The sequence below is a fragment of the Microbispora sp. H10670 genome, from assembly GCF_014161385.1.
Classification (GTDB): Bacteria; Actinomycetota; Actinomycetes; order Streptosporangiales; family Streptosporangiaceae; genus Microbispora; species Microbispora triticiradicis.
On the sequence record NZ_JABBWW010000017.1, the window covers coordinates 99,814 to 125,121 of the forward strand.

General features: G+C 71.3%; 23 protein-coding genes. 6 read left to right on the forward strand and 17 right to left on the reverse strand.

The genetic code is table 11. The features are described 5' to 3' along the window. Positions 1-2: 2 nt before the first annotated feature. The 6 genes from HHX33_RS22855 to HHX33_RS36360 all read right to left on the reverse strand — a co-directional run bounded on the left by HHX33_RS22855 (position 3) and on the right by HHX33_RS36360 (position 6,877). Positions 3-1,253 (reverse strand): ABC transporter permease, encoded by a 1,251-nt coding sequence (locus HHX33_RS22855; protein ID WP_182876411.1) that lies wholly within the window; start codon positions 1,251-1,253, stop codon positions 3-5. Next, on the reverse strand, positions 1,250-2,395 hold the full coding sequence (locus HHX33_RS22860; RefSeq protein WP_182876412.1) for an ABC transporter permease: 1,146 nt from the start codon (positions 2,393-2,395) through the stop codon (positions 1,250-1,252). Before HHX33_RS22860 ends, HHX33_RS22855 begins: the two co-directional genes overlap by 4 nt. Further along, positions 2,392-3,933: an ABC transporter ATP-binding protein gene (locus HHX33_RS22865; RefSeq protein ID WP_182876413.1), complete on the reverse strand. Its 1,542-nt coding sequence runs from the start codon at positions 3,931-3,933 to the stop codon at positions 2,392-2,394. The genes HHX33_RS22860 and HHX33_RS22865 overlap by 4 nt, the downstream gene beginning before the upstream one ends. Before the next feature lie 44 nt (positions 3,934-3,977). After that, positions 3,978-5,030 (reverse strand): BMP family lipoprotein, encoded by a 1,053-nt coding sequence (locus HHX33_RS22870; RefSeq protein ID WP_182876414.1) that lies wholly within the window; start codon positions 5,028-5,030, stop codon positions 3,978-3,980. A 115-nt stretch (positions 5,031-5,145) separates the two neighbouring features. Further along, positions 5,146-6,432 carry a cation:proton antiporter gene (locus HHX33_RS22875; RefSeq protein ID WP_182876415.1) on the reverse strand — a complete coding sequence of 429 codons (1,287 nt, stop codon included), beginning with the start codon at positions 6,430-6,432 and terminating at the stop codon, positions 5,146-5,148. Between the two features lie 319 nt (positions 6,433-6,751). Further along, positions 6,752-6,877 (reverse strand): hypothetical protein, encoded by a 126-nt coding sequence (locus HHX33_RS36360; protein WP_259402767.1) that lies wholly within the window; start codon positions 6,875-6,877, stop codon positions 6,752-6,754. Positions 6,878-7,328: 451 nt separating this feature from the next. Between HHX33_RS36360 and HHX33_RS22880 the strand changes: the two genes are divergently transcribed. Then, on the forward strand, positions 7,329-8,795 hold the full coding sequence (locus HHX33_RS22880) for a cellulose binding domain-containing protein (protein WP_220502102.1): 1,467 nt from the start codon (positions 7,329-7,331) through the stop codon (positions 8,793-8,795). Positions 8,796-8,911: 116 nt separating this feature from the next. Then, positions 8,912-10,126, forward strand: coding sequence for a cellulose binding domain-containing protein (locus tag HHX33_RS22885; RefSeq protein WP_220502103.1), 1,215 nt, complete (start codon positions 8,912-8,914; stop codon positions 10,124-10,126). Positions 10,127-10,378: 252 nt separating this feature from the next. On the opposite strand, the gene HHX33_RS22890 is transcribed toward HHX33_RS22885, so the two are convergent. Together HHX33_RS22890 and HHX33_RS22895 are read right to left on the reverse strand one after the other, a co-directional pair. Continuing rightward, positions 10,379-10,618 (reverse strand): DUF397 domain-containing protein, encoded by a 240-nt coding sequence (locus HHX33_RS22890; protein ID WP_182876417.1) that lies wholly within the window; start codon positions 10,616-10,618, stop codon positions 10,379-10,381. Positions 10,619-10,654: 36 nt separating this feature from the next. Continuing rightward, positions 10,655-11,518 carry a helix-turn-helix domain-containing protein gene (locus tag HHX33_RS22895; RefSeq protein WP_182876418.1) on the reverse strand — a complete coding sequence of 288 codons (864 nt, stop codon included), beginning with the start codon at positions 11,516-11,518 and terminating at the stop codon, positions 10,655-10,657. Between the two features lie 241 nt (positions 11,519-11,759). On the opposite strand from HHX33_RS22895, the gene HHX33_RS22900 reads away from it, so the two are divergent. Beyond that, positions 11,760-12,254 (forward strand): ATP-binding protein, encoded by a 495-nt coding sequence (locus HHX33_RS22900; RefSeq protein WP_182876419.1) that lies wholly within the window; start codon positions 11,760-11,762, stop codon positions 12,252-12,254. Positions 12,255-12,291: 37 nt separating this feature from the next. Here the strand turns inward: HHX33_RS22900 and HHX33_RS22905 are convergent, their stop codons facing one another. Further along, positions 12,292-12,999, reverse strand: coding sequence for a restriction endonuclease (locus tag HHX33_RS22905; protein WP_182876420.1), 708 nt, complete (start codon positions 12,997-12,999; stop codon positions 12,292-12,294). Positions 13,000-13,137: 138 nt separating this feature from the next. On the opposite strand from HHX33_RS22905, the gene HHX33_RS22910 reads away from it, so the two are divergent. After that, positions 13,138-13,662 carry a GNAT family N-acetyltransferase gene (locus HHX33_RS22910; RefSeq protein ID WP_220502105.1) on the forward strand — a complete coding sequence of 175 codons (525 nt, stop codon included), beginning with the start codon at positions 13,138-13,140 and terminating at the stop codon, positions 13,660-13,662. 58 nt (positions 13,663-13,720) lie between these two features. Here HHX33_RS22910 and HHX33_RS22915 read toward each other — a convergent pair whose 3' ends face one another. From HHX33_RS22915 to HHX33_RS22935, 6 genes are all read right to left on the reverse strand, one after another. After that, entirely contained in the window at positions 13,721-15,955 is a 2,235-nt protein-coding gene (locus HHX33_RS22915) for a heavy metal translocating P-type ATPase (RefSeq protein ID WP_182876421.1), read from the reverse strand. 29 nt (positions 15,956-15,984) lie between these two features. Beyond that, positions 15,985-16,929 (reverse strand): hypothetical protein, encoded by a 945-nt coding sequence (locus HHX33_RS22920; RefSeq protein WP_182876422.1) that lies wholly within the window; start codon positions 16,927-16,929, stop codon positions 15,985-15,987. Next, positions 16,926-17,138, reverse strand: a complete 213-nt coding sequence (locus tag HHX33_RS22925) for a heavy-metal-associated domain-containing protein (protein WP_182876423.1) — start codon at positions 17,136-17,138, stop codon at positions 16,926-16,928. Before HHX33_RS22925 ends, HHX33_RS22920 begins: the two co-directional genes overlap by 4 nt. A 180-nt stretch (positions 17,139-17,318) precedes the next feature. Next, the gene (locus HHX33_RS36365) at positions 17,319-17,822 is read right to left on the reverse strand and encodes an MFS transporter (RefSeq protein ID WP_259402769.1); all 504 of its coding nucleotides are present in this window, start codon (positions 17,820-17,822) and stop codon (positions 17,319-17,321) included. A gap of 55 nt (positions 17,823-17,877) precedes the next feature. Continuing rightward, the gene (locus tag HHX33_RS36370; RefSeq protein WP_259402770.1) at positions 17,878-18,744 is read right to left on the reverse strand and encodes an MFS transporter; all 867 of its coding nucleotides are present in this window, start codon (positions 18,742-18,744) and stop codon (positions 17,878-17,880) included. A 146-nt stretch (positions 18,745-18,890) separates the two neighbouring features. Then, complete coding sequence (locus tag HHX33_RS22935) at positions 18,891-19,172, reverse strand: heavy-metal-associated domain-containing protein (RefSeq protein WP_182876424.1); 282 nt, start codon at positions 19,170-19,172, stop codon at positions 18,891-18,893. Between the two features lie 392 nt (positions 19,173-19,564). On the opposite strand from HHX33_RS22935, the gene HHX33_RS22940 reads away from it, so the two are divergent. After that, a complete protein-coding gene (locus HHX33_RS22940; RefSeq protein ID WP_182876425.1) occupies positions 19,565-20,182 on the forward strand; it encodes a DUF305 domain-containing protein in 618 nt (205 codons plus the stop codon). Between the two features lie 49 nt (positions 20,183-20,231). Here HHX33_RS22940 and HHX33_RS22945 read toward each other — a convergent pair whose 3' ends face one another. Together HHX33_RS22945 and HHX33_RS22950 are read right to left on the reverse strand one after the other, a co-directional pair. Then, on the reverse strand, positions 20,232-21,143 hold the full coding sequence (locus tag HHX33_RS22945) for a ferritin family protein (protein ID WP_220502106.1): 912 nt from the start codon (positions 21,141-21,143) through the stop codon (positions 20,232-20,234). Positions 21,144-21,359: 216 nt separating this feature from the next. Continuing rightward, positions 21,360-22,769: a hypothetical protein gene (locus HHX33_RS22950; RefSeq protein WP_220502107.1), complete on the reverse strand. Its 1,410-nt coding sequence runs from the start codon at positions 22,767-22,769 to the stop codon at positions 21,360-21,362. A gap of 147 nt (positions 22,770-22,916) precedes the next feature. On the opposite strand from HHX33_RS22950, the gene HHX33_RS22955 reads away from it, so the two are divergent. Further along, positions 22,917-25,220, forward strand: a complete 2,304-nt coding sequence (locus HHX33_RS22955; RefSeq protein WP_182876427.1) for a heavy metal translocating P-type ATPase — start codon at positions 22,917-22,919, stop codon at positions 25,218-25,220. Positions 25,221-25,308: the final 88 nt, after the last annotated feature.

Below are 25,308 nucleotides of genomic sequence, written 5' to 3' on the forward strand. Positions count from 1 at the left end.
GGTCAGGCACCTCCTCGTCGGTAGGGGACACCGACGTAGGCCGGCATCCGGAGTCGCTGGGCGGTCGTGACCAGGACCAGGAGGGTGGCGAGGTAGGGCGTGGCGTAGACGAGCTGGGTGGGGACCGCGTCGGTCGTCTGGAAGACCGCGAAGGCGGTCATGCCGAGCAGCGCCATCACCCCCGACAGACGGGGACGGCGGCGCAGGCCGACGATCGCCGCCATCCACAGCAGCACGGCCGCGAGCAGGATCAGCACGTGCACGGCGGTCGACTGGCGCAGTTGCAGGGCGTCGGCGTACCCGAACAGCAGGGCTCCGCCGACGGTGCCCGCCGGCCGCCAGTTGCCGAAGATCATGGCGGCGAGCCCGATGAAGCCCCGGCCGCCGGTCTGACCCTCCCGGTAGACGTTGGAGGCGACGGTGACCAGGTAGGACCCGGCGAGACCGGCGAGCCCCCCGGACACCAGCACCGCCCAGTACCGCATCCGCTGGACCGGGACCCCGAGGGAGTCGGCCGCGGCGGGATGCTCCCCGGCCGCGCGCAACCGCAGCCCGAAGGCGGTGTGCCACAGCACCAGCACGCTGCACAGGACCAGCGCGACGGCGAGCACGGTGAACCAGGAGACGTCGTGGAGGAACCCCCGCAGAATGCCGCCGGCATCGGAGAGCAGGAACCAGTGCGTCTGTTCGAGCCGTCCGAGGAGGTCCGGCGTGCCCCAGCCGCCCGCCAGGACCGGCAGGCTGATCGTGCCGATCGTCCCCCGGACGGGAGGCGACTGTGTGGCGCCCGCCCCGGGCAGGCCGTTGAAGGCGACGACGCACAGGAACCGCGCGACCCCCACCGCCAGGATGTTGACGGCGACTCCGCAGACCACCTGGTCCACGCCGAACGTCACGGTGACGACGGCGTGGAGCAGGCCGGCCAGGACGCCGCCCACCACACCGGCCAGGACGCCGGCCCAGACGCCGTACGCGTAACCGGCCCAGGCTCCGCAGACGGTCCCGATGATCATCATGCCCTCGATGCCGAGGTTGGCCACGCCCGCGCGCTCACTCCACAGGCCGCTCAGACCGGCGAGCCCGATCGGAACCGCCAGGCGGAGCGTGGCGCCGACGACGCCGGATCCGGTGAGGGCCTCGGTTCCGGTGAGGGTCCTGACCATCGATACCGCGAGCAGGACGGCGACCACGGCGAGCACCGGGCCCACCACATGAGGGCGGCGCCACCAGGGCCGCGGCGTCGCCGCCCTCATGCGGCGGGTCCGGCCGGCGTGGCGGGAGCGGTCGGCGTGGCGGGGGCGGGGGCCCCTTCGCGGACGAGTCGCGCGGTGCGCCTGCGGTCCATGCGGCGCGCCAGTTCGTGGGCGACCACGACGCTGATCACGATGACGCCTTGCATGATCGTGACGATCTCCTTCGGGATGCCCTCGATGTCGAGGATCAGTGCCGAACGCTCCAGGAACCCGAAGAGCAGGGCGGACAGCGCGATGCCCAGAGGGCTGTTGCGGCCGAGCAGCGCCACGGCGATGCCGGTGAACCCGGCGCCGGAGGGGAAGTCCACGCCGTAGCGATAGGTGTTGCCCAGCAGGTCCGGCAGACCGGCCAGCCCGGCGAGCCCGCCCGACACGAGCATCGTGATGATGATCATGCGACGTGGGTCAATGCCGTGGGCGTGGGCCGCCGCCGGGTTCAGTCCGCTCATCCTCAGGTCGTAGCCGTACAGGGTGCGGGTGAGCACCAGGTGCACGCCGACGCCGAGGACGACCGCTCCCAGCACGGCCCCGCCGAGGTGCGCGCCCGCGGGAAGCGAGACCCCGAGAAGGGCGAGCAGCCCGTCGAGCTCGGGCAGGCGCGCCGAGGACGGCAGCTCAGGGGTCGATCCGGTGGCGCTGCCGGCCGCGAACACCTCGGCCAGCAGGAAGGCGATGACGGCGGTGGCGACGTAGTTCAGCAGGAGCGTGGACAGAACCTCGGAGACGCCGCGCCATGTCTTGAGCACGGCGGCGATGCCGGCCCACAGGGCGCCGGCGAGCACGGCGACCAGGCAGACGACGGCGAGGTGCAGCGGCCCCGGCAGATCGAAGGACGTGCCGGCCGCGGCCGCGAGCAGCGCCGCGAAGCGGTACTGCCCTTCGACGCCGATGTTGAAGAGGTTCATGCGGAAGGAGACGGCGACGGCGAGACCGGCGAAGAAGTAGATGGCCGACCGGTTGACCGCGGAGACGAGCGAGTCAGGCCGTACGCCGAACTCCAGCATCGTCAGGTACGTCCGCGACGGCGAGGCGCCGACCGCGGCGAGAACGGCCGTCGAGACGGTGAGCGCGATCAGCAGTGCGAGCGCGGGGGCGGCGAGCGTGCTCGCCACTCCCCAGCCCGGCGTCCGGGCGGGCCTCATCGGTTCTCCGCGGCCGAGTCGGCGGGCTCCGGTTCGGCGCCCGTCATCATCCGGCCGAGGCGCTCCACGGTCAGCTCCCCGACGGGGACGGCGGGGCTCAATCTGCCGCGCAGCATCACCTGCACCCGGTCGCTCAGGCCGAGCAGCTCGTCGAGATCGGCGCCGACCAGCAGCACCGCCAGACCGTCGTCCCTGGCGTCGCGCAGCCGTTCCCAGATGACGGCCTGGGCACCGACGTCCACACCGCGGGTGGGGTGGGCGGCCAGCAGCACCTTGGGCCGGCCCCCGAGTTCCCTGCCGACGACCAGCTTCTGCTGGTTGCCTCCCGACAGCGCGGCGGCGGGTACGTCGACAGAGGGCGACCTGATGCCGAACCCGGCGACGAGCCGGCCGGTCGCGTCCCGGGCCGCCTTCCTGTCGACCCGCCACCGGCTGCGCCGTCGCAGATCCTCACTGCCGAGCATGGCGTTCTCCCAGAGCGTCGCGGGCAGCGCGAGCGCCTGGCGGTGGCGGTCCTCCGGGATGCAGGCGAGCCCCAGCCGGCGGCGGCCCCGCGTGCCGAGGTGGGTCGCCTCCCGGCCCGCGATGTGCAGCGAGCCTCCCGACACCGCGCGGATTCCCATGATCGCCTCGATCAGCTCGGTCTGCCCGTTGCCCTGGACCCCCGCGATGCCGAGGATCTCCCCCTGCGCCACCTCCAGCGTCGCGTCCGCGACGGCGTCGGCCCGCAGGCCGCGCAGCCGCAGGACGACCTCCCCGCCTCCGCCGCGCCGCCGCGCCGCCGGCGCCGGCAGCTCCCCGCCGACGATGAGCCGGGACAGACGGCGGGGATCGGCGTCCGCGGTCGCGAAGGATCCCACCGAGGCGCCCGCGCGGATGACGGTGATGTGGTCGGAGACGGCGAGCACCTCGTCGAGCTTGTGCGAGATGAAGACGACGGCCAGTCCCTGCGCGCGCAGTCCGGCGAGGCTGCCGAACAGGGCCCGCACCTCGCCGGGCACGAGCACCGCGGTGGGCTCATCGAAGATCAGCACGCGGGCGCCGCGGTAGAGGACCTTGAGGATCTCGACGCGCTGCCGCTGCCCCACGCCCAGGTGCTCGACGGTGGCGTCGGGATCCACGTCGAGGCCGTAGCGCTCGCTCACCTCCCGCACCGCACGCCGGCCTGAGCGGCGGTCGAGCAGGCCCCAGCGGGTGTTCTCGGCTCCGAGGATCACGTTCTCCAGCACGGTCAGGTTCTCGGCGAGCATGAAGTGCTGGTGGACCATGCCGATCCCGGCCGCGATGGCGTCGGCGGGTGACCGCAGCCGGACCGTCTCGCCGTCCAGCAGGAGCTCGCCTTCGTCGGGCTGCTCCTCTCCGTACAGGATCCTCATGAGCGTCGACTTGCCCGCGCCGTTCTCCCCCACCACCGCGTGGATCTGGCCAGGGTGGACGGCGAGGTTCACGTCACGGTTGGCGACGACGCCCGGATAGCGCTTGCCGATGCCGCGGAGCTCGACGAGCGGAGGTGGTTCGTGGATGGCGTGCGGGGACATCGGACCTCCAGACTCGCCCCGTCGCGGTGTCGCCGGCGCGGGCGTCAGCTGGGCGAGACGGGCACGGTGATCTCGCCCGCGATGATCTGTTTGCGGAGCTCCTCGATTCGCGGCTCGACGTCGCCGAGCTCGCCGCCGGTCGTGGTGTAGCCCACTCCGCCTTCCTTGAGCCCGAACTCCTGCAGCCCGTAGACCGGCTTGCCCGCCGCCGCGTCCTCGATGATGCGCAGCACCGCGACGTCGAGCTGTTTGGTGGCGCTGGTGAGGATCACGTCGGCCAGCCCCTGGCCGACCGTCTTGCGCTGGTCCACGTCGACCCCGATCGCCCACTTGCCCGCCGCCTTCGCCGCCTGGAAGACGCCGAGCCCGGACGCGCCGGCGGCATGGTAGACGATGTCGGCGCCGTCGTCGTACATCCCGCGGGCCGCCTCCTGCGCCTTGTCCGGCGAGGAGAACCCGCTGAAGTCGGGCGGCTGGGAGAGGAACACGCTGGAGATGTGGATGCCGGGTTTGATCTTCCGGGCGCCGGCCGTGTATCCGGCGATGAACTTCTCCTGAGGAGGTGTCTGCACACCGCCGACGAAGCCTATCCGCCCGGTGGACGACTTGAGGGCCGCCGCCGCTCCCACCAGGTAGCTCGCCTGCTCTTCCCGGAAGGTCACGTTGGTGACGTTGGGCAGCTTCACCGTCGCGTCGTCGATGATGACGAACTGGGTGTGGGGGAAGGCGGGCGCGACCTTCGCCAGCGGCTGGGCGTAGAAGAAGCCGACGGCCAGGACGGGATTGTGTCCTGTTTCGGCCAGCAGGCGCAGGACCTCCTCCAGGTCCGACCCGGCCGCGTTCGGACTGAGCTCCTTGGCCGACACGCCCAGCTTCGCCTTGGCCTGGTCGACTCCGGCCCCGACCGAGTCGTTGAAGGACTTGTCTCCGCGCCCGCCCCGGCTGTAGGCGACCCCGACAGTGATCTTCGCGGCGCCGGCCCGGCTCTCACCGGAGGCCGGACCCGCGGTGGTGCCGCCGCCCGTGGCCCCGCAGGCCGCGACCACGGACAACGTCAGACAGGTGGTGAGCAGTCGAGCGGCGAACAGTCGGGGCATGCGTCACCTCATATGTCGTCGCGCCCGCGCCGGGCACGGGCCCCGGGCCCTGCCTCCCGGGGCGCAAAGGATCTCGACTCCGGCGACACCATGATGGGCACTCGTCAGACAAGCGTCAATACTCATCAGACAAGCCGGAACGCCCTTCGTTCACGTGCTGCTGGGTTGCGCCGGTGCGGGGCGACCTGTCCTCGACGACCCTTCGTTCGGGGTACACGATCCGCAGCAGGACACCGGTCATGGCGGTCGTGACCAGGGCCATCAGGATCATCAGGGAGTACAGCCGCGGCGTCAGCACGCCGAGCTCGAGCCCGACGATCAGCACGATCAGCTCGGTCAGGCCGCGGGTGTTCATCAGGATGCCGAGGACCGCCGAGTGGCGGGGACGTACGCCGGTGATCCGCGCGCCGAGGTACGCACCTCCGAACTTGCCGGTGACCGCCACGAGCAGGATCAGCGCCAGCTCGCCGAACGCGACCGTGTCCAGCCGGGACAGATCGACCTTGAGACCGGCGGCCATGAAGAAGACCGGCAGCAGCATGACGGCGCAGATTCGCTCGATCCACGGCAGGACCCGCTCGCGCAGCGCCGAGACGCCCTCACGCGGCATGGCGACGCCGAAGAGGAACGCGCCGAAGATGGCGTGCAGGCCCATCCAGCTGGTCGCCTGAGCCGACAGCAGCAGCCCGGCCGCCCCGGCGACGAGCACGACGCCGGTCAGCGGACCGGACACCGGACGGCGGGCGGCCAGCCGGGCCAGCAGCGGTCGTACCACCCCCAGCAGCACGGCGGCGAAGGGCACCACGAACAGGACGCGCCACGGATGACCACCGCCACCCGCCAGCGCCGCCACGACGGCGAGGAGCGCCCACGCGAGCACGTCGCCCACCGCGGCGCAGGCCAGTGCCAGCCCGCCGATCGGCGTGTCGATCAGGCCTTTGTCGGTGAGGATCCGGGCCAGGACGGGGAACGCGGTGACCGCCATCGCGACGCCCATGAACAGCACGAACGCGACCCGGTCGCCGGTTCCGCCACCGCCGGCGAGGTAGAGCGCCAGCAGGGCGCCGAGACCGAACGGCAGCAGCATCGCGCATACCGACACGACGGAGGCCGTACGACTCTGGCCGCGCAGCAGCGTGTGGTCCAGGTGCAGGCCGATGAGGAACATGAACAGGCAGACGCCGATGTCGGCCAGCAGGGTCAGCGACGGCCGCACCTCGGCGGGAAAGAGCGTCCTGGGTATCGCGCCGCCGAACAGCGTCGGCCCGAGCAGGATGCCGCCCACGATCTCGCCGATGACCGCGGGCTGGCCGAGCCGGCGGGCGAGCATGCCGAGCAGCCACGCCGTCACGACGATCACCGCGAGGCCGAGAAGCAGCGGCGCGACGGTGTGCGGGCTCATAGGACCACTTCCTTCCGGGTGTGGGCGCCGTCGAGCACGGCCGTGTCGCCGTGACGAGTACGGCGCGAGCGTGCGGTGCGCGGTGACGCGCACCTGGTCCCCCGTCCGGTCCGGGCGAGGAGTGGAACGCGGACTGGAACGCGCAGTGGAATGCGGAGTGGAACGCGCGCGAGACGGAACCGGCGCCCGAGGCCGCGCACACCACCGCGCGTCCGTATCAGGCGCCCCGGATGACCCGGGCGGCGGTTCGACGGGCGGCGGTTCGACGGGTGGCGGTTCGACGCGTGGGAAAGGAGCCGCGAGAGCATTCCCGGCCCATTCAGACGGCGGCCTGTCCCTTGGTCGGGTCAGCGGTGCCGGCGGCCGCGGAGAACGGAATGTCGTGGAACTTCCGGTGCGCCGGGGCCCCGGCCGGACGGTCCCCGAACGACAGCGTCGTGGTCATGCTTCTCGCTCCTTACTGCCGGATCGATCCAGGGTGCAGTAGCGATACAGCTCGATGACGTGCGGCAGAACGGCCGGGTTCGCGCAGGTGACGGCGAGCTTGGTCATCGTGCCAAGCGAAGTACTCGCCGCCGTTTCACCCGGAAGTGCGGTTCGATGATGATGCTGAAGTCTTTTGCGGAGATTGTCCATGGCCTCGGGGCGGCGTCGTCCCGTCTCGTCCGGAAGGGGCGAGCGGGCTTTTCACACGAGGCGCCGAAAGTTTCATATGGGGAGAGTTCTCCGCCGGCCGTCGTCGTACGGCTGACCTGAAACGCGACGACTTCCCCTTCAAATCGACTGCACATGCAGTCAGAGCGTGTTTGACGCCTTTACGTGCGCTTTTCTAGCGTCTCGTGACGTCCGGCCCCACCGGTCCCCACCAGATTGGACGCTGCATGAGACGGATCGGCATGAAGCTCATTCGCCTGGCCGTCGCCGCCGGCACCGTCGTCGCCGCGGTCGCGCTCGCGACGCCACCCGGAGCGCAGGCCGCCGCCGGAGACGGGACACCCACCGACCCCAACATCCGCTTCGTCGGCCGCTGGGACACCCGCGACAGCGCCGCCTACGTCCCCGGCTGGGCCGGCGCCTACCTCACCACCGGGTTCACCGGCACCACGGTCAAGCTCAAGCAGCGCAACACCATCGACCTCTACTACAGCATCGACGGCCGCCCCGACGTCTACCTGCAGAACGTACGGGGCACGGTCAACCTCACCGCCACCCCGCTTCCGGCGGGCAACCACACCCTGCGCGTGTCCTACCGGGTGGTGGCCGGCTCCTATCACGGCGACGCGGTGTTCCAGGGGCTGGTGCTCGACTCAGGCGCACGCACCCTGCCCGCCCAACCTGCCAAGGGCATGGTCGAGTTCGTCGGCGACTCGATCACCGTCGGCACCACCACCTCGAAGAACGCCCTCACCGCGTACGGATGGCTGGTCGGCGAGCAGCTCGGACTGGACCACATGCAGGTCGCCGAGGGGGGCGCCTGCCTGGTCAGCACCGCCGACGGCTGCGTCGGCCTGGACCGCCGCTTCGTGAAGGTCAGCGCGGCGGACGGGGCCGTCGACCACGACTTCACCCGATACCAGGCGGACGTCGTCGTGATCAACCTCGGTACCAACGACGCCGGTCACGGGGTGTCCACGACACAGTTCCAGGACTCCTACATCGGCCTGCTGCGCACCATCCGGAGCAAATACCCGAAGGCCGCGATCCTGGCCCTGCAGACCTTCCGCGGGCGGTTCGTCCCGCAGACCCAGGCCGCGGTGCAGACCGTCAGCAACGCCGGCGACCGCAACGTCTTCTTCGTCGCCACCGACGGATGGGTGCCCTCCGACGGCCTGTCCGACAGCGTCCACCCCAACGACGCCGGACACCGCGCGATCGCGGCCAAACTCGCCCCTATCGTCACCGCCCACCTCGCTCCGCCCACCTCCCCCACCCCGACGCCGAGCCCGAGCCGGTCGCCGAGCCCGACGCCCTCCGTGTCGCCCAGCCGCACCCCCACTCCCACGCCCTCGGCGACGCCCAGCGCCACCCCGAGCGGCCCGGCCGGCGCGTGCGCCGTGCACTACACCGTGACCAACCAGTGGCCCGGTGGCTTCCAGAGCGAGGTACGGGTGACCAACACCGGCGGCAGCACCCTGAACGGGTGGGCGCTCGGCTGGAGGTTCTCCGACGGCCAGCAGATCAGCCAGGGCTGGAACGGCACATTCACCCAGACCGGCGCGGCCGTCACCGTCACGAACCCCACATGGAGCCCCGCCCTCGCGCCCGGCGCCTCCGCGACGGTCGGCTTCACCGGCACCTCCAACGGTGCCAACTCCACACCGGCCTCCTTCACCCTCAACGGCGCCGTATGCGCGCTGACCTGACGCGACCCGGCCGATCGTGCGGCGGCCGTACGACCCCGTGGCAGTCGCCGGCCCGCTGAGAAGCACCCTCACCCGCTGACCGACCTAGCGCCCGCCCGAGAAGGAGAGAACCGCAGATGACCATGTTCCGACGGCGCGCCGCCACGGCGCTCGCAGCAGCGGTAGCCGCGCTGACGGGGGCGTTGACCTTCTCGGCGGCGCCGAGCGCCGGCGCCGCCACCGGCTGCGCCGTCACCTACCGGATCACCAACCAGTGGACGGGTGGTTTCGGCGCGGACGTCACCGTGACGAACCTCGGCGACACGATCAACGGGTGGACGCTGACCTGGACCTTCTCCACGGGCCAGCAGGTCACCCAGGCCTGGAACGCGACGGTCACGCAGACCGGGGCGAACGTCACCGCCAAGAACGTCGACTACAACCGCACCATCCCGGGCAACGGGTCGGCCAACTTCGGGTTCAACGGGTCGTGGAGTTCCGCCAACCCGGTGCCGGCGAGCTTCGCGCTCAACGGCGTCACCTGCACCGGCGGGGTCACCAGCAGCCCCAGCGCGAGCCCCAGTCCGAGCCCCAGCGCGAGCCCGAGCGCGACACCCAGCACCACCCCGACCCCCGGGAAGATCACAGTCTGGCTGGCCGGCGACTCCACCGTCGCCAACAGCTCCGGCGACCCCATCGTCGGCTGGGGCCGCGAGCTCGGCCAGTACCTCACCGCCAACGCAACTGTGACGAACAACGCCGTCGGCGGCCGCAGCATCCAGACCTGGCTGTACGAGTCGGCCGTCACCGGCAGCACCAACTCCTCGGGCGAATGCGTCCTCAGCTCGACCGCCTACGCCGCCCGCTGGCAGTCCATGCTCGACGCCTCCACGGGGATGAAGACCGGCGACTACCTCTTCATCCAGTTCGGCATCAACGACGGCTCCCCCACCTGCCCCAGGCACGTCGGCTCCGCCCGGTATCGCGAACTCCTCACCGCCATGGTCCGCGCCGCGAAACAGCGTGGCGCCAACCCCGTGCTGGTGACTCCCGTGGCCGCCCTGACCTGCAGCGGAAGCACCGCCACGCCCAACCGCGGCTACCTGACCGAGACCTTCGACGTCGGCTCCGCCACCGGCACCCCGGTCATCGACCTGCACAAGCTGAGCTACACCCTCTACAACAGCCTGCGCTTCTGTCCGTACAGCGGCGACTACACCTCGGGCCCGGTGGGCGCGTTCTTCGCCAACGACCACACCCACTTCGAGGCGTACGGCGCCCGGCAGATCGCCGGCCTCGTCGCCGGAGCCGTACGCGACCAGCGGCTCGGCCTCGCGGCATACCTCCGATAACAGCCCGAGCCAGCCAGAACCAGCCCGGCGCCGCCACCAACCAGGCGGCGCCGGCTCGTACCGCCCGGACAGGGGCACGGTACAGCCGTACTTCACACCATCGAGGCCGTCGCTGACGTCATCCGCGACTGGGCGGCCATTTCGTGATGCCGGTCAGATGGAACGCGGCGCGCTCTTCGACGCGCCCGACGAGAATGCGCCGGCACTCCGATCGAGCGCCATTCGAGCTGGAGAGTGGAGAGGATCAGGTGGTCAGCTCAGGTCGTCGAACTCGCCGTCTTTGACCCCGCCGACGAAGGCATCCCATTCGGACGGCGTAAACGCCAGAACCGGACCGTCCGGATTCTTCGAGTCGCGGACCAGGAACAACCGCTGGGCGTCCGCCTTGTGTTCCGTACCCGCCTCGGCAGCGTCGGCGACGGCGATCTCGACGCAGTTCGAGCCGTTGCCGCTACGACGGCTCTTTCGCCACGTGACGCGAGACAGGTACACGGACAACCCCTTGGCTTTCTCTCGGCAGGATCGCTCTCATCGGGACCCCTCGGCCAGCCGTGCGATGAGCCGCCTCGACTCGTCGGGGTCGAGCGCCATCGCTCGAAGATGGTCGAAGGCCAGCGAGTACCGGTAGATCTCGGCATCGCTTTCGACGTACAGGTTACTTGTCGTGCCCTCGACGTACACCACATTTGGATCGTAGGTTTCACGGAATTCAAGCAGGGCGAAAGTCCCCGCTGTCGCGGGATGCGCGCCCTTGGCGAAGGGCAGCACCTGGATCGTGACGTTGTCCCGGTCCGCGAATTCCAGGAGCCTCGCGTACTGCTCGCGCATGATCGCCTCGGAACCGACCCTGCGGGTGAGCGCGGCCTCGTCGACGACCGTCCAGAACCGGAGCGGGCTCTCCTCCCGGAGCAGCAGCCGCTGCCGGGTCATGCGCACCTCCACCCGCCGCTCGACTTCGGCCGGGGAGGACAGGCCCATCAGTGCGGTACGGATGATCTCGCGGGCGTACTCGTCGGTCTGCAACAGGCCGTGCACGAGCATGCCGTCGTAGCTGCGGATGAACGCCGCGTCGGCTTCGAGCTGGATGTAGGCCGAGTAGTCGCTCGGCAGCGAGTCAGCGTAGGCGTCCCACCAGCCCCGGGTGCGGGCCGTCCTGGCCAGCGCTTGCAGGCCGGCCCGCCTGTCGTCGGCCAGTTCGTAGAGGTCGAGCATGCGGGTGAGGTCCGGCGAGGTGATCCCGACGCGGGCCGTCTCGATCCTGGAGACCTTCGCCGCCGACCAGCCGAGGCGCTCGGCTGCGTCCTCCAGGGTCAGCTCCTTGCGTTCGCGCAGCCTGCGCAGCTCGCCGGCCAGCCGTCTGCGCCGGACCGTGGGGCCACGCCCGTTCGTCACGTAAACCTCCCTGATCGTCACGCACAGTGTGCCGCCCCAGGAGAGACCGCATCAGTGAAACCAGCGAAGACGCCGCGCAGAGCAAATTTGCAGTTTCGCTTGCCTCGTCGCTTCCGAAGGATGACCATCAGAGCGAACCACTCACGTTGCGTCATCGATCGATAACCGATTGCGCTTAAACGGGTGTCAAGCTGGCGAGAAGGGGTCGAAGATGCGGACGGGCGACCATGGACATCAGGCTGTGAGGTCGACCTCGTCCCGGCCTTCGGGCAGCTGGGTGGTGCCTGAGCCGTACGCCGATCCGGGCTGTGCGGGTCTCCCGCAGCACGCGACGAAGGCGGTGGAACTGCTGGGACAGATCGACCTGCCCGGTGAGGCCGCGTCGGTGCGGAAGGCGCGTCACTACCTCCGGGTGCTCCTGGCCGAGACCGGCCACCCGCAGGCCGACTACGCCGTGCTGCTGGTCAGCGAACTCGTCGCCAACGCCGTACGGCACTCCGACTCGCGCCTGCCCCGCGGACAGGTGACCGTGACCGTCGCCCGGCGCTCAGGAACACTCCACGTCGACGTCATCGACGCGGGCTCGGCCACCAGCTCACCCCGCGTACAGGTCGGCACCGACACGGAGACGTGCACGGGCCGTGGGCTGTGGCTGGTCCAGGAGCTGGCGGTGGCCTGGGGCTGGCATGAGAGCAAGGCGGGGCGGGTGGTCTGGTTCCAGCTGGCGAGCGGCTGAGCGGCGACGATGGTCAGCCGGTGGCCGGTCGCGGCGCTCAGTCACCGAGGACTCCTCCGAGCCCGAGTTCGCCTTCGGCGGGAGGGGGTGCAGTACGGCGCCGGAGTCGTGGCCACCCATTCGGGCCCGGGGCCGGGGCGAGCGTGAAGGACCCGGCGAGCCAGGTGGCGAGTTGGTCCCGGTCGATCAGCACCAGATCCGTGCCCGCCGCACATTTGACAGCGGGAACGGTGAAGCGAGCGGTCGTGACAAGGACACCCCGGTGGCCTGGGTGGGCGTGTAGCGCACCCAGCAGGTCGCGTATTTCGGGAGCGCCGACGGATTTGCTCCACCGCTTGCACTGGACGACGAATGGCTGCCCGCCGGGCGAGATTCCGACGACGTCCACGCCACCGTCACCACTGCCCCCGACGCGATGCACCTTACGGAAGCCTTCGCGCAGGAGAAGAGCCTCGACCAGGGTTTCGAACTGACCGCCGGACATCCGGTCCACCTTTTCGAGGCGGGCGTTCTCCCTGATCCACTCCTGTCTCCTCGCCTCAAGCGCCCGGTAGCGAAACACGAGCGCTCCAGTCGTCCCGGCGACAAGCACGATCGTGACGCCGAGAGCCGGCAACCAGTGGGCGACGATGAGTTCGACGAGCCGTTTCACGGCCAGGATGGCGGCAACCGCGGCGGCCAGCCAGAGAATCCAGCTCCCATCGCCGCCCTTGCCCTTACCTCGTCGTCGTCTGGGCCGTCCCATAGGAAGCCTCCGGGGAAAGAGGAAGACATTCCCACTCTGCCAAATGGGACTGACATTTCCGCGACTCAACGGCCGGACCCACCAATAGCGCGCATAAGTCGATGGCGAGGGTGGGACCGCGTGTGACACGGTGTGGGCGTGTCTGAGCAGATCTTCCCGCCGCGAAGCGAGGCCGAGGCGAAGCCGATCGCGTACGATGCGCTGCCGCTGATTCGCCGCGCGTCGTCCGGGGACGCCGGGCACATCGCCGATGTGTTCCTCGCCGCCCGGGCCGGGATGACCTACCTGCCCCGCCTGCACTCCGACGAGGAGACCCGGGCCTGGATCGCCGGTGTCATGGTCCCGGCCTCGCAAGTGTGGGTCGCCGAGCTACACGGTCGGATCGCGGGCTTCGCCTGCCTGAACGGCGACTGGCTCGACCACCTGTACGTCACGCCCGCCGCCCAGGGGCGCGGCATCGGCGCCGCGCTGATTGATCACGTCAAGCAGGCGCACCCCCGCGTGCTCGACCTGTACGTCTTCCAGCAGAACGACGGTGCCCGCCGTCTCTACGAACGGCACGGCTTCACCCTCGTCGAGGAACGGGACGGAAGCGGCAACGAGGAGAACCTCCCGGACGCCCACTACCGCTGGCGGAGCGCCGGCACTCCGGACGCATGCTGAAAGGGGCGCACACGACATGGGTCGCGTACGCCCCCGGGAGGCCCTGGATGCGGCGGGTTCAGCGGAAGCGGCGGAGCCTGAGGCTGTTGCTGACGACGAAGACGCTGGAGAACGCCATCGCCGCACCGGCGATCATCGGGTTGAGCAGGCCCGCGGCGGCCAGTGGCAGGGCCGCCACGTTGTAGGCGAAGGCCCAGAACAGGTTGCCCTTGATCGTGCGCAGCGTGCGCCGCGAGAGCCGGATCGCGTCGGCCGCCACCCGCAGATCGCCCCGCACCAACGTCAGGTCGGCGGCCTCGATGGCCACGTCGGTGCCCGTACCCATGGCGAGCCCCAGGTCGGCCTGCGCCAGCGCCGCGGCGTCGTTGACGCCGTCGCCGACCATCGCGACCGTCCGGCCCTCGGCCTGCAGCCTCTTCACCACGTCGACCTTGCCGGCGGGCAGCACCTCGGCGATAACCTCGTCGATGCCGACCTCGCCCGCGACCGTACGGGCGACCGCCTCGTTGTCGCCGGTCAGCAGCACCGGCGTCAGCCCGAGCGCGCGCAGTTCGGCGACGGCGTCGGCGCTGGTGGGCTTGACGACGTCGGCCACCACCAGCACCGCGCGTGCCCGGCCGTCCCAGCCGACGGCGACCGCCGTACGGCCCGCGGCCTGTTCCTCCCCCAGTCTCTTCTCCAGCTCCGCGGGCAGGTGCTGGGACCATTCCTCCAGCAGGCGGGGCCGGCCGACGAGTACGGCGTGGCCGTCCACGATGCCCTGCACGCCGAGGCCCTCGACGTTGGCGAAGTCCTCCGGCGACGGCAGCACGCCCACCCGCTCGGCGGCGCCGCGGGCGATCGCCTGCGCGATCGGGTGCTCGGAGGCGTGCTCCAGGGCCCCGGCCAGCCGGAGCACCTCGTCGTGGTCCTCCCCTTCGGCCAGGTGGACCCCGACCAGGGTCATCCTGCCCTCGGTGACCGTGCCGGTCTTGTCGAGCACGACCGTGTCGATCGCGCGGGTCGACTCCAGCACCTCGGGGCCCTTGATCAGGATGCCGAGCTGGGCGCCGCGGCCGGTGCCGACCAGCAGCGCGGTCGGGGTGGCCAGGCCCAGCGCGCAGGGGCAGGCGATGATCAGCACCGCGACCGCGGCGGTGAAGGCCGCCCCGGCCCCCTCCCCCGTACCGAGCCAGTAGCCCAGGGTGGCGACCGACAGGGCGATGACGATCGGCACGAAGATGCCGGAGATGCGGTCGGCGAGGCGCTGCACCTGGGCCTTGCCGGTCTGCGCCTCCTCGACCAGCCGCGCCATCTGGGCGAGCTGGGTGCCGGAGCCGACCCGGGTGGCCCGGACCACCAGCCGGCCGCCCGCGTTGACGGTGGCCCCGGTGACGGCGTCGCCGGGCCGCACCTCGACGGGGACCGACTCGCCGGTGAGCATCGAGGCGTCAACGGCGGAGGTGCCCTCCTCGATCACGCCGTCGGTGGCGATCTTCTCCCCCGGCCGTACGACGAAGTGGTCGCCGGCCTTCAGCTCGCCGACGGGGACGCGCACCTCGCGGCCGTCGCGCAGCACGGCGACGTCCTTGGCACCCAGTTCCAGCAGGGCCCGCAGCGCCGCGCCGGCGCGCCGCTTGGAACGGGCCTCGAAGTAACGCCCGGCCAGGATGAACGCGGTGACCCCGGCCGCGGCCTCCAGGTAGATGTCACCAGAGCCGTCGCTGCGGGTGATGGTCAGGTCGAAGCCGTGGGTCATGCCGGGCATGCCCGCGTCGCCGAGGAACAGCGCCCACAGCGACCAGCCCAGTGCGGCGATCGTGCCGAGCGACACGAGCGTGTCCATCGTGGCCGTGCCGTGCCGCAGGTTGGTCCAAGCGGCCCTGTGGAACGGCAGGCCGCCCCACACGATGACCGGGGCCGCGAGCGTCAGCGACAGCCACTGCCAGTAGGTGAACTGCAGCACCGGGATCATCGCCAGCGCGATCACCGGCACCGCGAGCACCACGGAGACCAGCAGCCGGGTCCGCAGGGCGGCGAGTTCGTCCGGCTCCGGGGGCGCCTGCTCCGGCTTGGGCGGCTCGGGGAGTCTGGCGGTGTATCCGGCCTTCTCCACCTCCGCCACCAGCGCCTGGGGGTCCAGGTCTTCGGGGAAGGTCACCTTCGCCTTCTCCGTGGCGTAGTTGACCGTCGCGGTCACGCCGTCCATCTTGTTGAGCTTGCGCTCGATCCGGTTGGCGCACGACGCGCAGGTCATGCCGCCGATCGAGAGTTCGACCGCGCCTGTCGGCCGGTCACCGGTGATGGAGGCCATCACCCCTCCTTTCCGCGTCATACCCGGCGTCAGTGGCCGGAGTGGGCGTGTTCGGATCCGTGGTCCGCCGTGGTGGCGGGAGCCGCCCCCGAGGGTTGCTCCGCCCGTACGGTGAAGGCGGCGGTGTGCACGGTCCCGTCGTGCTTGAAGTCGAGGAAGAGCCGGTAGTCGCCGCGGCTCGGCACCTCGGCGTAGAAGGTGATGCCCGGCCCGGCCGTGGTGACGCCGTCGCCGGGGGCGCCGTCAGGGTGGACGTGCAGGTAGGCCAGGTCGCCCACGCGCAGCGCGACCAGGTGGCCGTAGGCCGCGAGGTACGGCTGGAGGTCGGTCACGGGCCTGCCGTCCTTGCTGATCTCGGCGACGAGCCTGCTCGCCGCACCGGGAGTGAGGGTGCCGTCGAGCCGGACGGTGTATCCGTCCACCGTCACCGTACGGCCGGGCGCCGGCAGCGGCCGGGGCGCGTAGTCGCCGGAGGCGTACAGGTCGGCGCCGAGGGTCAGCCCTGCCCCGCCCTGGGGGACGAAGTCGGCGAAGACCCGGTAGGCGCCGGCGTCGGGCAGCGTCAGCGGCACCGACCAGGTTCCGTCACCGGCGAGCTCGGGGTGCACGTGCCGGAAGATCGTCGCGTCGCGGCTGACCACGATGAGGTGCAGCTTCTTGTCGTGCTGCGTCTCGTAGGCGGTCACCGGGCGGCCGTCCGGGCCGTCCACGGTGAACCGGAACTCGGTCCACTCGCCGGGAGTGATCGTCGTGGTCCGCGGGGTGAGGGTGTAGCCGTTCTGGGACACCTGGAGCCCTCCCGGCACGTGGTCCGTCTTCGGCGCGGCCTGTGCCGGGGTCCCGTGCCCTCCGTGTCCGTTGTTCACGGACGCCGAGGGTGGAGTCGCGCCGACCGCGCCGCCGATGCCGAACGCTCCCGCGAAGACCACGGCGAGGCCGAGGACGTAGGCGCCCATCCGGGCCGGTGTGTTCATGGGTGGTCCACCACTTCGTATCCGGCCTCCTCGACGGCGGCCCTGATCGTGGCCGTGTCGAGGGGGTTGTTGCTTTCCACGGTCAGGAGCCCGGTGGCCAGATCGACCTCGACACCGGTGACACCGGTGACCTCGCCGACCTCTTCCTTCACGGAGCTGACGCAGTGACCGCAGGTCATGCCGCTGACAGTGTAGGTGGCGGTCGTCATGACGCTTCTCCTTCTGTTGTCGATCGATCAGGAACGGACGGGACGGGCGACGGCGTCGGAGGCTTCCTTGATCTTGACGTCGGCCTCGGCGCCGCCTTGCTCGGAGGTCCGTTGTCCTAATTGAACACCCTACCCCCCTAGGGTATTTCGCACTGCCCAGGGTGGACCCGCTCGACCGTCTCACACCTGCACGGACGTCGCTTCGGCGCCCACGGCGGCGGGGGTGGCCGGCTTCGGCCTGCGCATGAGCAGCAGGGTCAGTACGGCCCCTGTCGCCGCCAGGACCGCCGCGCCGACGAATGCGGCCTGGAAGCCGCCGGTGAGCGCGGCCGGGCTGTCGGCACCTCCGGTCGCGGCGAGCGCGGTCGTCACGGCCAGGCCGAGGGCCGAGCCGATCTGGTAGGTGGTGTTGACGATTCCCGAGGCCAGCCCGCTCTCCTCGGGCCGCGCGCCGGAAATCGCCGACATCATCGCGGGGATGTAGGCCAGGGACATGCCGACCGCCGCGGCCAGCGAGGCGGGCAGCACATCGGCGGCGAAAGTGCCGTCCGGCCGGACCAGGGACAGCCAGGCCACCCCCGCCGCCAGCACGGCGAGCCCGATGACGATCAGGGGCTTGGCGCCGAACCGGCCGAGCAGCCGGGCGGTGATCCCGATCATGACGATCATTATCGCTATCGTCATCGGGAGCAGGGCCGCTCCGCTGGGGAAGGCGCTGTAGCCCAGGACCTGCTGCAGATTAGAGGTTGAGGAAGTACCACATCGGGATCCAGGCGGCGCCCAGCAGCGCCATCGCCAGGTTGGCGACGGCCAGCCCGGGGGTGCGCCAGACGGCCGGCGGCATGAGCGGCTCCCGGATCACGCGCTGCACGAGCAGGAACAGCGTGAGCAGCACGACCGCCCCCGCCAGTTCCAGCAGCGTGGTGGCCGAGCCCCAGCCCTGCTCTGGCGCCCGGACGATGGCGAACACGGCCAGGGCGATCCCGGCGGTGACGACGAGGCCGCCGAGCACGTCCACCGATCCGCGCCGGCCGGCGACCGCGGGCAACAGCGCGGGCACGGCCAGCAGGGTGGCGATGCCGATCGGGATGTAGACGACGAAGACCCATGGCCAGCTCAGATACTCGGTGACGACCCCGCCGAGGAACACTCCGGCGGTGCCGCCGGCCGGCGCCGCGGCGCCGTACAGGGCCATGGCCTTGCCGAGCTCCCGGGAATCGTGGGAGAAGAGCATCATGAGCAGGGTCATCGAGGCGGGGGCGATGAGCGCGCCGCCGACGCCCTGCACGCCCCGGCCGAGGATCTCCACCCAGGGGCTGTTCGCCACGGCGGCCACGGCCGACCCGGCGATCAGGATCAGCCAGCCGGCCGTGAAGATCCTGCGGGCTCCGAAGATGTCGGACAGGCGGCCGCCGAGCAGCAGCAGGCCGCCGAATGCGATGACGTAGGCGTTGAACACCCACTGCAGCGCGCCCGGGGAGAAACCCAGGTCGCGCTGCATGTCGGGCAACGCGACACCGATGATCGAGGTGTCCATGATGACCATGAACTGGGCGGCGGCGAGCACGACCAGTGCCCGCCACCTGGGCGGATTGACGGCGTTCATGCCGCACTCCTGTTCTTCGCATCCGCCCCTCGATGGGAGGATGCGCTAAGGGGGTTGGGTGTGATGCGTGATCGGACCGGCCCCACGGGTGGGCGTGCATGCCGGTGCACGCCCACCGCTCTCTTCCGGGGCCCGGTCGCCTGGGCCTAACTCACCAGCGTGTAGCCGGCCTCTTCCACCGCGGCCCGGATCTCCTCGTCGGTGAACCCAGAGCCGCTGACGGTGACCGCGCCGGTCGGCAGATCGACCGTCACGCCGGTGACGCCGCCGACCTTGCCGATCTCCCCCGACACCGACGAGACGCAGTGACCGCAGGTCATCCCGCTCACCGAATAGACCTTGCCGTCCGCCGTTCCCGTCTCGGTGTCCGTCTCGGCGGCCACCTCGGCCTGAGCCGTCTCCGTGCCGCACGCGCATACCGTGCACATGTCCGCCATCCCTTCGTTTAGTACCCATAGGGGGTATCGACGCGAGGACCGTAGCATACCCCCAGGGGGTTTGTCTGCCCGGTTCGTCCTGTAGAGAACCGGGTGGTACGCCCGTCGGCGCGGTGAACCCCGGCGACAGGGACGGCTCGGGGCTGTCGTCCACCCGCAGGTCAGGTCCAGAAACGATCCATGGGAAAGCCATGGGATGACGTCGCGAGGCGATGCGGGGAACCCACGGATCGCTGGGTAATGTCGCACTGTCACTACGGGGGTGTGCGCGCAGGCTCGCTCCGCGACTCTTGTGATCCGGGTGTAGAAGACGCGTGCTCGACGGCCGTCCGTCGTCGAGCTTCAGCGAGATGCCCGCACCTGCACACGGAGAGTGTTCAGCCATGAAGCGTCTTGCCGTTCCCGTCGCCGTGCTCTCGACCGGTCTGCTGGCCGGTGCCTGCGGCTCCACAGACACCGCAACTCATGACATGTCGTCCATGTCGTCCATGTCAGCGACGCCGGCTGAATCGCGGGCTCCTGTCACCAGCTCGGCCGCGGATCACAACGAGCGGGACATCTGGTTCGCGCGGATGATGATCCCGCACCACCGCCAGGCCCTGGAGATGGCCAGGCTTGTTGAGGGGCGCGCCGCCGGCGGCAAGGTCAAGGAGCTGGCCAGGAAGATCGAAGCCGCCCAGGATCCCGAGATCCGGACGATGACCGGTTGGCTGGAGAGCTGGGGCGTTCAGGTCCCCGGCGAAGGCGTGCCGATAAACCATATGGACCACGACATGCCCGGAATGATGTCCGGCGAGGACATGAACAAACTCAAGGGCCTCGAAGGCGCCGCCTTCGACAGGGCGTTCCTGACGATGATGATTCAGCACCACGAGGGCGCCGTCACCATGGCCGAGGAGGAGCAGGGCGCCGGCGTCTACGAGCCGGCCAGGCGGCTCGCCGGCTCCATCATCACCAGTCAGTCCGCGGAGATCAGCACCATGAGGAAGCTCCTGAAGTAGGACTTCCGGGCGGGTGGGCGATGATTTCGTCGCCCATCCACCTCTGGTGTCAGCGCGACGTGGGGCACTGCCTGCCGAGCTTGGCGACCTTCTTGGAGAAGGCCTTCGCGTGCCTCAGTTCGTCCTTCGCGGTGCCGTTGAGCACTTCGGCCACCTCGGAGTCACCGGCCGCCGAGGCCTGGCGGGCGTGCTCGGGATACATCCGCGTGCCCTCGTACGTCTCCCCCTTGATCGTCTCGCACAGGTTCGTCCCGGTGTCGCGGACCGCGCCGGCGAGGTTCGCGTGCTCGGCGAAATGCTCGGTGCGCTCGACGGCGGCGGTGCGGTGGAACAGCCTGGCGAGCCTGGGCTGCCCGGTCTCCCGCGCCCTGTCTCCGTAGAGGGTGTATTTGGCGTAGGCGAAGGCCTCGCCCTTCATCGCCGCCCGAAGGTTCTCCAGGGTCCTGGACGAGGAGACCTTGGACGGGCCGGCCTGGATCTCCACCGGCTTGGCCCGTACGTCGGTCGGGATCGTCACCCCGGACGAGGGGTCGGTGAGGGCCTTCCGCGCCTGGCGGAACTTCTCCCGGTGCCTGGCCTCGTCCTTGCCCACCTCGGAGAAGAGCCTGGCGGCCTCCTGGTCGCCGTCCGCCCTGGCCTGCCGGGCGAACTTTCTGTACATCGTCGTCGCCTCGTACGACTCACCGCTGATGCTGTCGCGGAGATTCGCCGCGTTGTCGCCGACCAGGCCGATCAACTCCGCCTGCTCGGTGAAGTGCTCGCGTAACTCACTGTGCGCGGTGTGCCGGTACAGGTTCGCGACATCGGGCAGGTTCTCCCGATCGGCCTGCTTGGCATAGGCGCGGTAGGTGACGTTCGCCAGCGCCTCGCCCTTCATCGACTTCGTGACGTTGGTACGCGTGGACGGGTCGACGTCGTCCGAACGAGGAGCGGACGCCGCCATGGCGCTCCCGGCTCCCATGGACAGAAGGACGACCGTGCCCGCGATCGTGAGAGAGACTTTCCAGCAGAAGAGACCTCGGGATTCCATGTGACCCCCCGATGTGCGTGCGGTCGGCACGAGCGGAGCGGTTTCCGCGCGGTCACCGAAGTCGCGACGGAACACCAGCCCTTCTGACAGTGATACCCCGCCGGCCGAATCCCCGGGGCTGGCGGTGGTCAAGGAATCGGACGCCGGTCAGGGCCGCCGGCCGCCGGCGGCGTGTTTCGGGAGGTAGGCGGTGTAGCCGGTGCCCCGGAGCCGGTGGGCCTTCCACTCCTGGGCGTAACCGGGAGGTGGGGAGCGTCTGTCGGCGAGGGCGGCGGTGGGTTCGGTCGCGGCGCGGCGCAGCAGGGCGGCCTCGGTGATGTTGCGGTTGTTGCCGCTGACGTCGGCGGAGGCGCAGCCGGCGTAGTAACCGATCGGCTGCGAGTGACTGCCGGTGACCAGGCAGGGCGGGCGCAGGCCGAGGCGGCGCAGGCCGTCCGCGACCGCCTGGTAGCGGTCGGCGGTGGCCCGCGCACCGGCGGCCCTCTCCTGGAGCACCTCGAACTGCACCGTCAGGTGCGCGACGAGCAGCCCGGCCAGGACACCCGCGACGACGACACGGCCGCGGGCCGGACGGACGGCTCGCACCGTACCCGCGGCCAGCGTGGCGACGGGCAGGGCCAGCAGGGCGTAGACGGGCAGGAAGAAGCGCGGCGCGGAGTAGCCGACGAGGACGAGGTAGGGAACGCTCAGCGCGGCGGCGCAGACGACGGGCAGCACGGTCTCGGCCGCCCGCCCGGTGCGCAGGGCCACCGCGCACGCCGTCAGTGCGAGCACGGGAAGGGCCAGCCACCACAGCGTGAGCTCCGGGTGCGTCAGCGGGACCGTGCAGGGGCGGCACAGCAAAGGCCCGTTGAGGCTGCGCCAGGCGTCTCCCGCTGCCCAGTGCAGGCCCATGCCGCCCTCGGTCGCGCTGGACGCGTGCAAGCGGGCGCTGACGCCGCCCCATCGCCCGTACGCCTCGGCGATCCACTGGGCGCCACCGGCGGCGAGCCCGCCCGCGACGGTGAGGGCCGGGGCCGGACGCCGCCAGGCGGGCACCACGCCGCAGGCGGCCAGCAGCGGCGCCGCGAGCCAGACGCCGTCGGAGAAGCGGAAGAGCGTGGCCGCCGCGACTGAGCCGCCCAGGCCGAGGAGCACGACTCCGGAGGCGCCGGGCCGCTGGGCGCGCAGGAACCAGCCGGTCGCCGCCACCGCCGGCAGCGCCACCCACAGGTTGGGCATGGCCTGAGGTCCGTACAGCACGGTGACCCACAGGCCCGCGAACAGCAGGGCGGCGAACGCGGTCCGGCCGGGCCCGAGCAGCGGGCGCCAGACGCGGTACGCCGCATAGAGCGCGACGGCCGACAGCAGCGCCAGCACGATCCTGATCACCGGGGTGGCGCCGGTGACGGCCATCAGGGGGGCCGCCAGGAAGCCGATCCCCCGCGAGCGCGGCGCGCTGAAGTAGGCGGCCGGATTGCGTGGATCGACCTGGGACAGATACACCGTCTCGTCCCAGCCGAGCCCGAGGAGCGGCGTGACGACAGCCAGCTGGACCGCCGCATAGCCGGCAGCCACCAGGCCCAACCATGGGATTCGGATCACAGCAGCCTACCCGCCGGCCGTGCTTGCCGAATGGTGACTGTTCGGGGGCCGTTCGGCACTGTCGGCCCGCACGTCGGGGCTGTCGTATGGAGGCGACACTTCCGTGTGTGGAGGCTCGACATGCCGCGTTCTCTCGGTGTCCTGGGTGACCGGTGGGAACAGGCGTTCCTGGTGGCGACCGGCGGCGCGCTGGTGGGTGGTGGTGCTGCCTGGCTGGCCGGGGCCACGGCCGTCGCGGACGGGTTCTGGGCGGCGGGGACCGCGGTGGCCGTCCCACCCGCCGTGGTGTGGGTGGCCGCCGCGGTGCGCAGGGGGCGGGCGGGTGTCGACCTGATCGCGGCGCTGGCGCTGGCCGGGACCCTGGCCGTCGGGGAGCACCTGGCCGGGGCCCTGATCGCGCTGATGCTGGCCACCGGGCGGGCGCTGGACGCCGCGGCGGAGCGCCGCGCGTCGCGCGATCTGCGTGCGCTGCTGGAGCGCGCGCCGCGCTCCGCGCGTCGCCGGAGCGGCGACGACCTGGTCGTCGTCCCCCTGGCGGACGTACGGATCGGGGACGTCCTGGTGGCCGGCCCGGGCGAGGTCGTGCCGGTGGACGGCCGGGTCCTGACGGGGCCGGCGATGCTGGACGAGTCCGCGCTGACCGGCGAGTCCGCCCTGGTCGAGCGTGGCGCCGGCGAGGCGGTCCGCAGCGGGGTGGTCAACGCCGGCGGCGCGGTCGACGTCGAGGCGACGGCGACCGCCGAGGACAGCACGTACGCGCAGATCGTCCGGCTGGCCGAGCAGGCGGGCGCGCAGCGGGCGCCGGTGGTGCGGCTGGCCGAGCGGTACGCCGCCTGGTTCCTGCCGCTGTCGCTGGGGGTCGCCGGGGCGGCGTGGTGGCTCGGCGGGTCCGCAGTGCGGGCCGTGGCGGTTCTGGTGGTGGCGACCCCGTGCCCGCTGCTGCTGGCCGCCCCGGTCGCGATCGTCTCGGGGTTGTCGCGGGCGGCGCGCCGGGGTGTGATCGTCCGGGACGGCGGGGCGCTGGAGCGGCTGGGACGGGCCCGCACTCTCCTGCTGGACAAGACAGGCACCCTGACCACGGGCCGTCCGCGGGTTCTGCAGGTCGTCGCCGCCCCTGGCCGTACGCCGTCGGAGGTGCTGCGGCTCGCGGCGTCACTCGACCAGATGTCCGCTCACGTGCTGGCCGAGGCGATCGTCGCGGAGGCGCGGGCCCGCGCCCTGGCGCTGCCGCCGGCGCGGGAGGTGACCGAGGAGCCCGGCCGCGGCGTGACCGGCACGGTGGACGGGCGGCGCGTGACCGTGGGCAAGACGGTGATGCCACCCGAAGCCCGTCCCGGCTGGGCTCGCGCGGCCGACAACCGGGCCGCCCTGGACGGCGCCGCCGTCGCCTGGCTCACCGTCGACGGCGCGTTGTGCGGTGCGGTCCTGCTGCTGGACCCGCTGCGTCACGACGCTCCCCGTACGCTGCGGCGGCTGCGCTCGGCGGGAATCGGCCGCCTGCTGATGCTGACCGGCGATCGCGCCGAACCCGCCCGGGAGGTCGCCGCCGTCGTGGGGCTGGACGAGGTGCGGGCCGAGCAGTTGCCCGCCGACAAGGTCGCCGCGGTCAGGGCGGAGGCCGCACGGGCGGTGACGGTCATGGTCGGCGACGGCGTCAACGACGCCCCGGCGCTGGCGGCGGCCGACGTGGGGGTGGCGATGGGGGCGCGCGGGTCCACCGCCTCCTCCGAGGCCGCCGACGTGGTGCTGGTCACCGACCGGGTGGACCGGCTCGCCGACGCCATGGAGATCGCGGTGCGCGCGCGGCGCATCGCCGCGCAGTCGGCCGCGGGCGGCATGGCCCTGTCGCTGGCGGCCATGGTGGCCGCGCTGCTGGGCCGGCTGCCTCCCGCGGCGGGGGCGCTGCTGCAGGAGGGGATCGACGTGCTGGTCATCGTCAACGCGTTGCGTGCCGTGCTGCCCCGGCGCGGCGCCGGGCCGGGGCTGGAGCCGGCCACCGAGGACCTGATCCGCCGCTTCGCCGCCGAGCACGACGATCTCGCCGACGTGCTGGACGCCGTACGCGACGCCGCGAGCCTGCTGGCCGTCGAGCACGGGCCGCGGGCGCTCGGCGCCGTGCGGGAGGTCGACCGGCTGCTGACCGAGCGGTTGCTGCCGCACGAGTACGCCGAGGAGCACGAGCTCTACCCGGCACTGGCCGGTCCCCTCGGCGGAGGAGAGGCGACCGCGACCATGAGCCGGGCGCACAGCGAGATCGACCGCCTGGCCCGCCGGATCGGCACACACGTGAGAGTCGCCGGCGCCGCCGGCCGGTTGCGGCCCGAGCAGCTGGAGGATCTTCGCGCCTGCCTGTACGGGCTGCACTCGGTGCTGCGGCTGCATTTCGTCCAGGAGGAGGAGAACTACTTCTCTCTCGCCCCCTGACCGTCGGGGCCGTGATTCTTTCATCGAGGGAGAGCCGTCCGACCAGGCCATAGAAAGTTTCGTTTATTCGGTGTTCTTGTTCTCCCCG

Excerpts from the sequence above, each read along its gene's own strand:
- HHX33_RS22855 (WP_182876411.1), bottom strand. The coding sequence starts at position 1,253 with ATGAGGGCGGCGACGCCGCGGCCCTGGTGGCGCCGCCCTCATGTGGTG.
- HHX33_RS22860 (WP_182876412.1), bottom strand. The coding sequence starts at position 2,395 with ATGAGGCCCGCCCGGACGCCGGGCTGGGGAGTGGCGAGCACGCTCGCC.
- HHX33_RS22865 (WP_182876413.1), bottom strand. The coding sequence starts at position 3,933 with ATGTCCCCGCACGCCATCCACGAACCACCTCCGCTCGTCGAGCTCCGC.
- HHX33_RS22870 (WP_182876414.1), bottom strand. The coding sequence starts at position 5,030 with ATGCCCCGACTGTTCGCCGCTCGACTGCTCACCACCTGTCTGACGTTG.
- HHX33_RS22875 (WP_182876415.1), bottom strand. The coding sequence starts at position 6,432 with ATGAGCCCGCACACCGTCGCGCCGCTGCTTCTCGGCCTCGCGGTGATC.
- HHX33_RS36360 (WP_259402767.1), bottom strand. The coding sequence starts at position 6,877 with ATGACCACGACGCTGTCGTTCGGGGACCGTCCGGCCGGGGCCCCGGCG.
- HHX33_RS22880 (WP_220502102.1), top strand. The coding sequence starts at position 7,329 with ATGAAGCTCATTCGCCTGGCCGTCGCCGCCGGCACCGTCGTCGCCGCG.
- HHX33_RS22885 (WP_220502103.1), top strand. The coding sequence starts at position 8,912 with ATGACCATGTTCCGACGGCGCGCCGCCACGGCGCTCGCAGCAGCGGTA.
- HHX33_RS22905 (WP_182876420.1), bottom strand. The coding sequence starts at position 12,999 with ATGGGACGGCCCAGACGACGACGAGGTAAGGGCAAGGGCGGCGATGGG.
- HHX33_RS22915 (WP_182876421.1), bottom strand. The coding sequence starts at position 15,955 with ATGGCCTCCATCACCGGTGACCGGCCGACAGGCGCGGTCGAACTCTCG.
- HHX33_RS22920 (WP_182876422.1), bottom strand. The coding sequence starts at position 16,929 with ATGAACACACCGGCCCGGATGGGCGCCTACGTCCTCGGCCTCGCCGTG.
- HHX33_RS22925 (WP_182876423.1), bottom strand. The coding sequence starts at position 17,138 with ATGACGACCGCCACCTACACTGTCAGCGGCATGACCTGCGGTCACTGC.
- HHX33_RS36365 (WP_259402769.1), bottom strand. The coding sequence starts at position 17,822 with ATGACGATAGCGATAATGATCGTCATGATCGGGATCACCGCCCGGCTG.
- HHX33_RS36370 (WP_259402770.1), bottom strand. The coding sequence starts at position 18,744 with ATGAACGCCGTCAATCCGCCCAGGTGGCGGGCACTGGTCGTGCTCGCC.
- HHX33_RS22935 (WP_182876424.1), bottom strand. The coding sequence starts at position 19,172 with ATGTGCACGGTATGCGCGTGCGGCACGGAGACGGCTCAGGCCGAGGTG.
- HHX33_RS22940 (WP_182876425.1), top strand. The coding sequence starts at position 19,565 with ATGAAGCGTCTTGCCGTTCCCGTCGCCGTGCTCTCGACCGGTCTGCTG.
- HHX33_RS22945 (WP_220502106.1), bottom strand. The coding sequence starts at position 21,143 with ATGGGAGCCGGGAGCGCCATGGCGGCGTCCGCTCCTCGTTCGGACGAC.
- HHX33_RS22955 (WP_182876427.1), top strand. The coding sequence starts at position 22,917 with ATGCCGCGTTCTCTCGGTGTCCTGGGTGACCGGTGGGAACAGGCGTTC.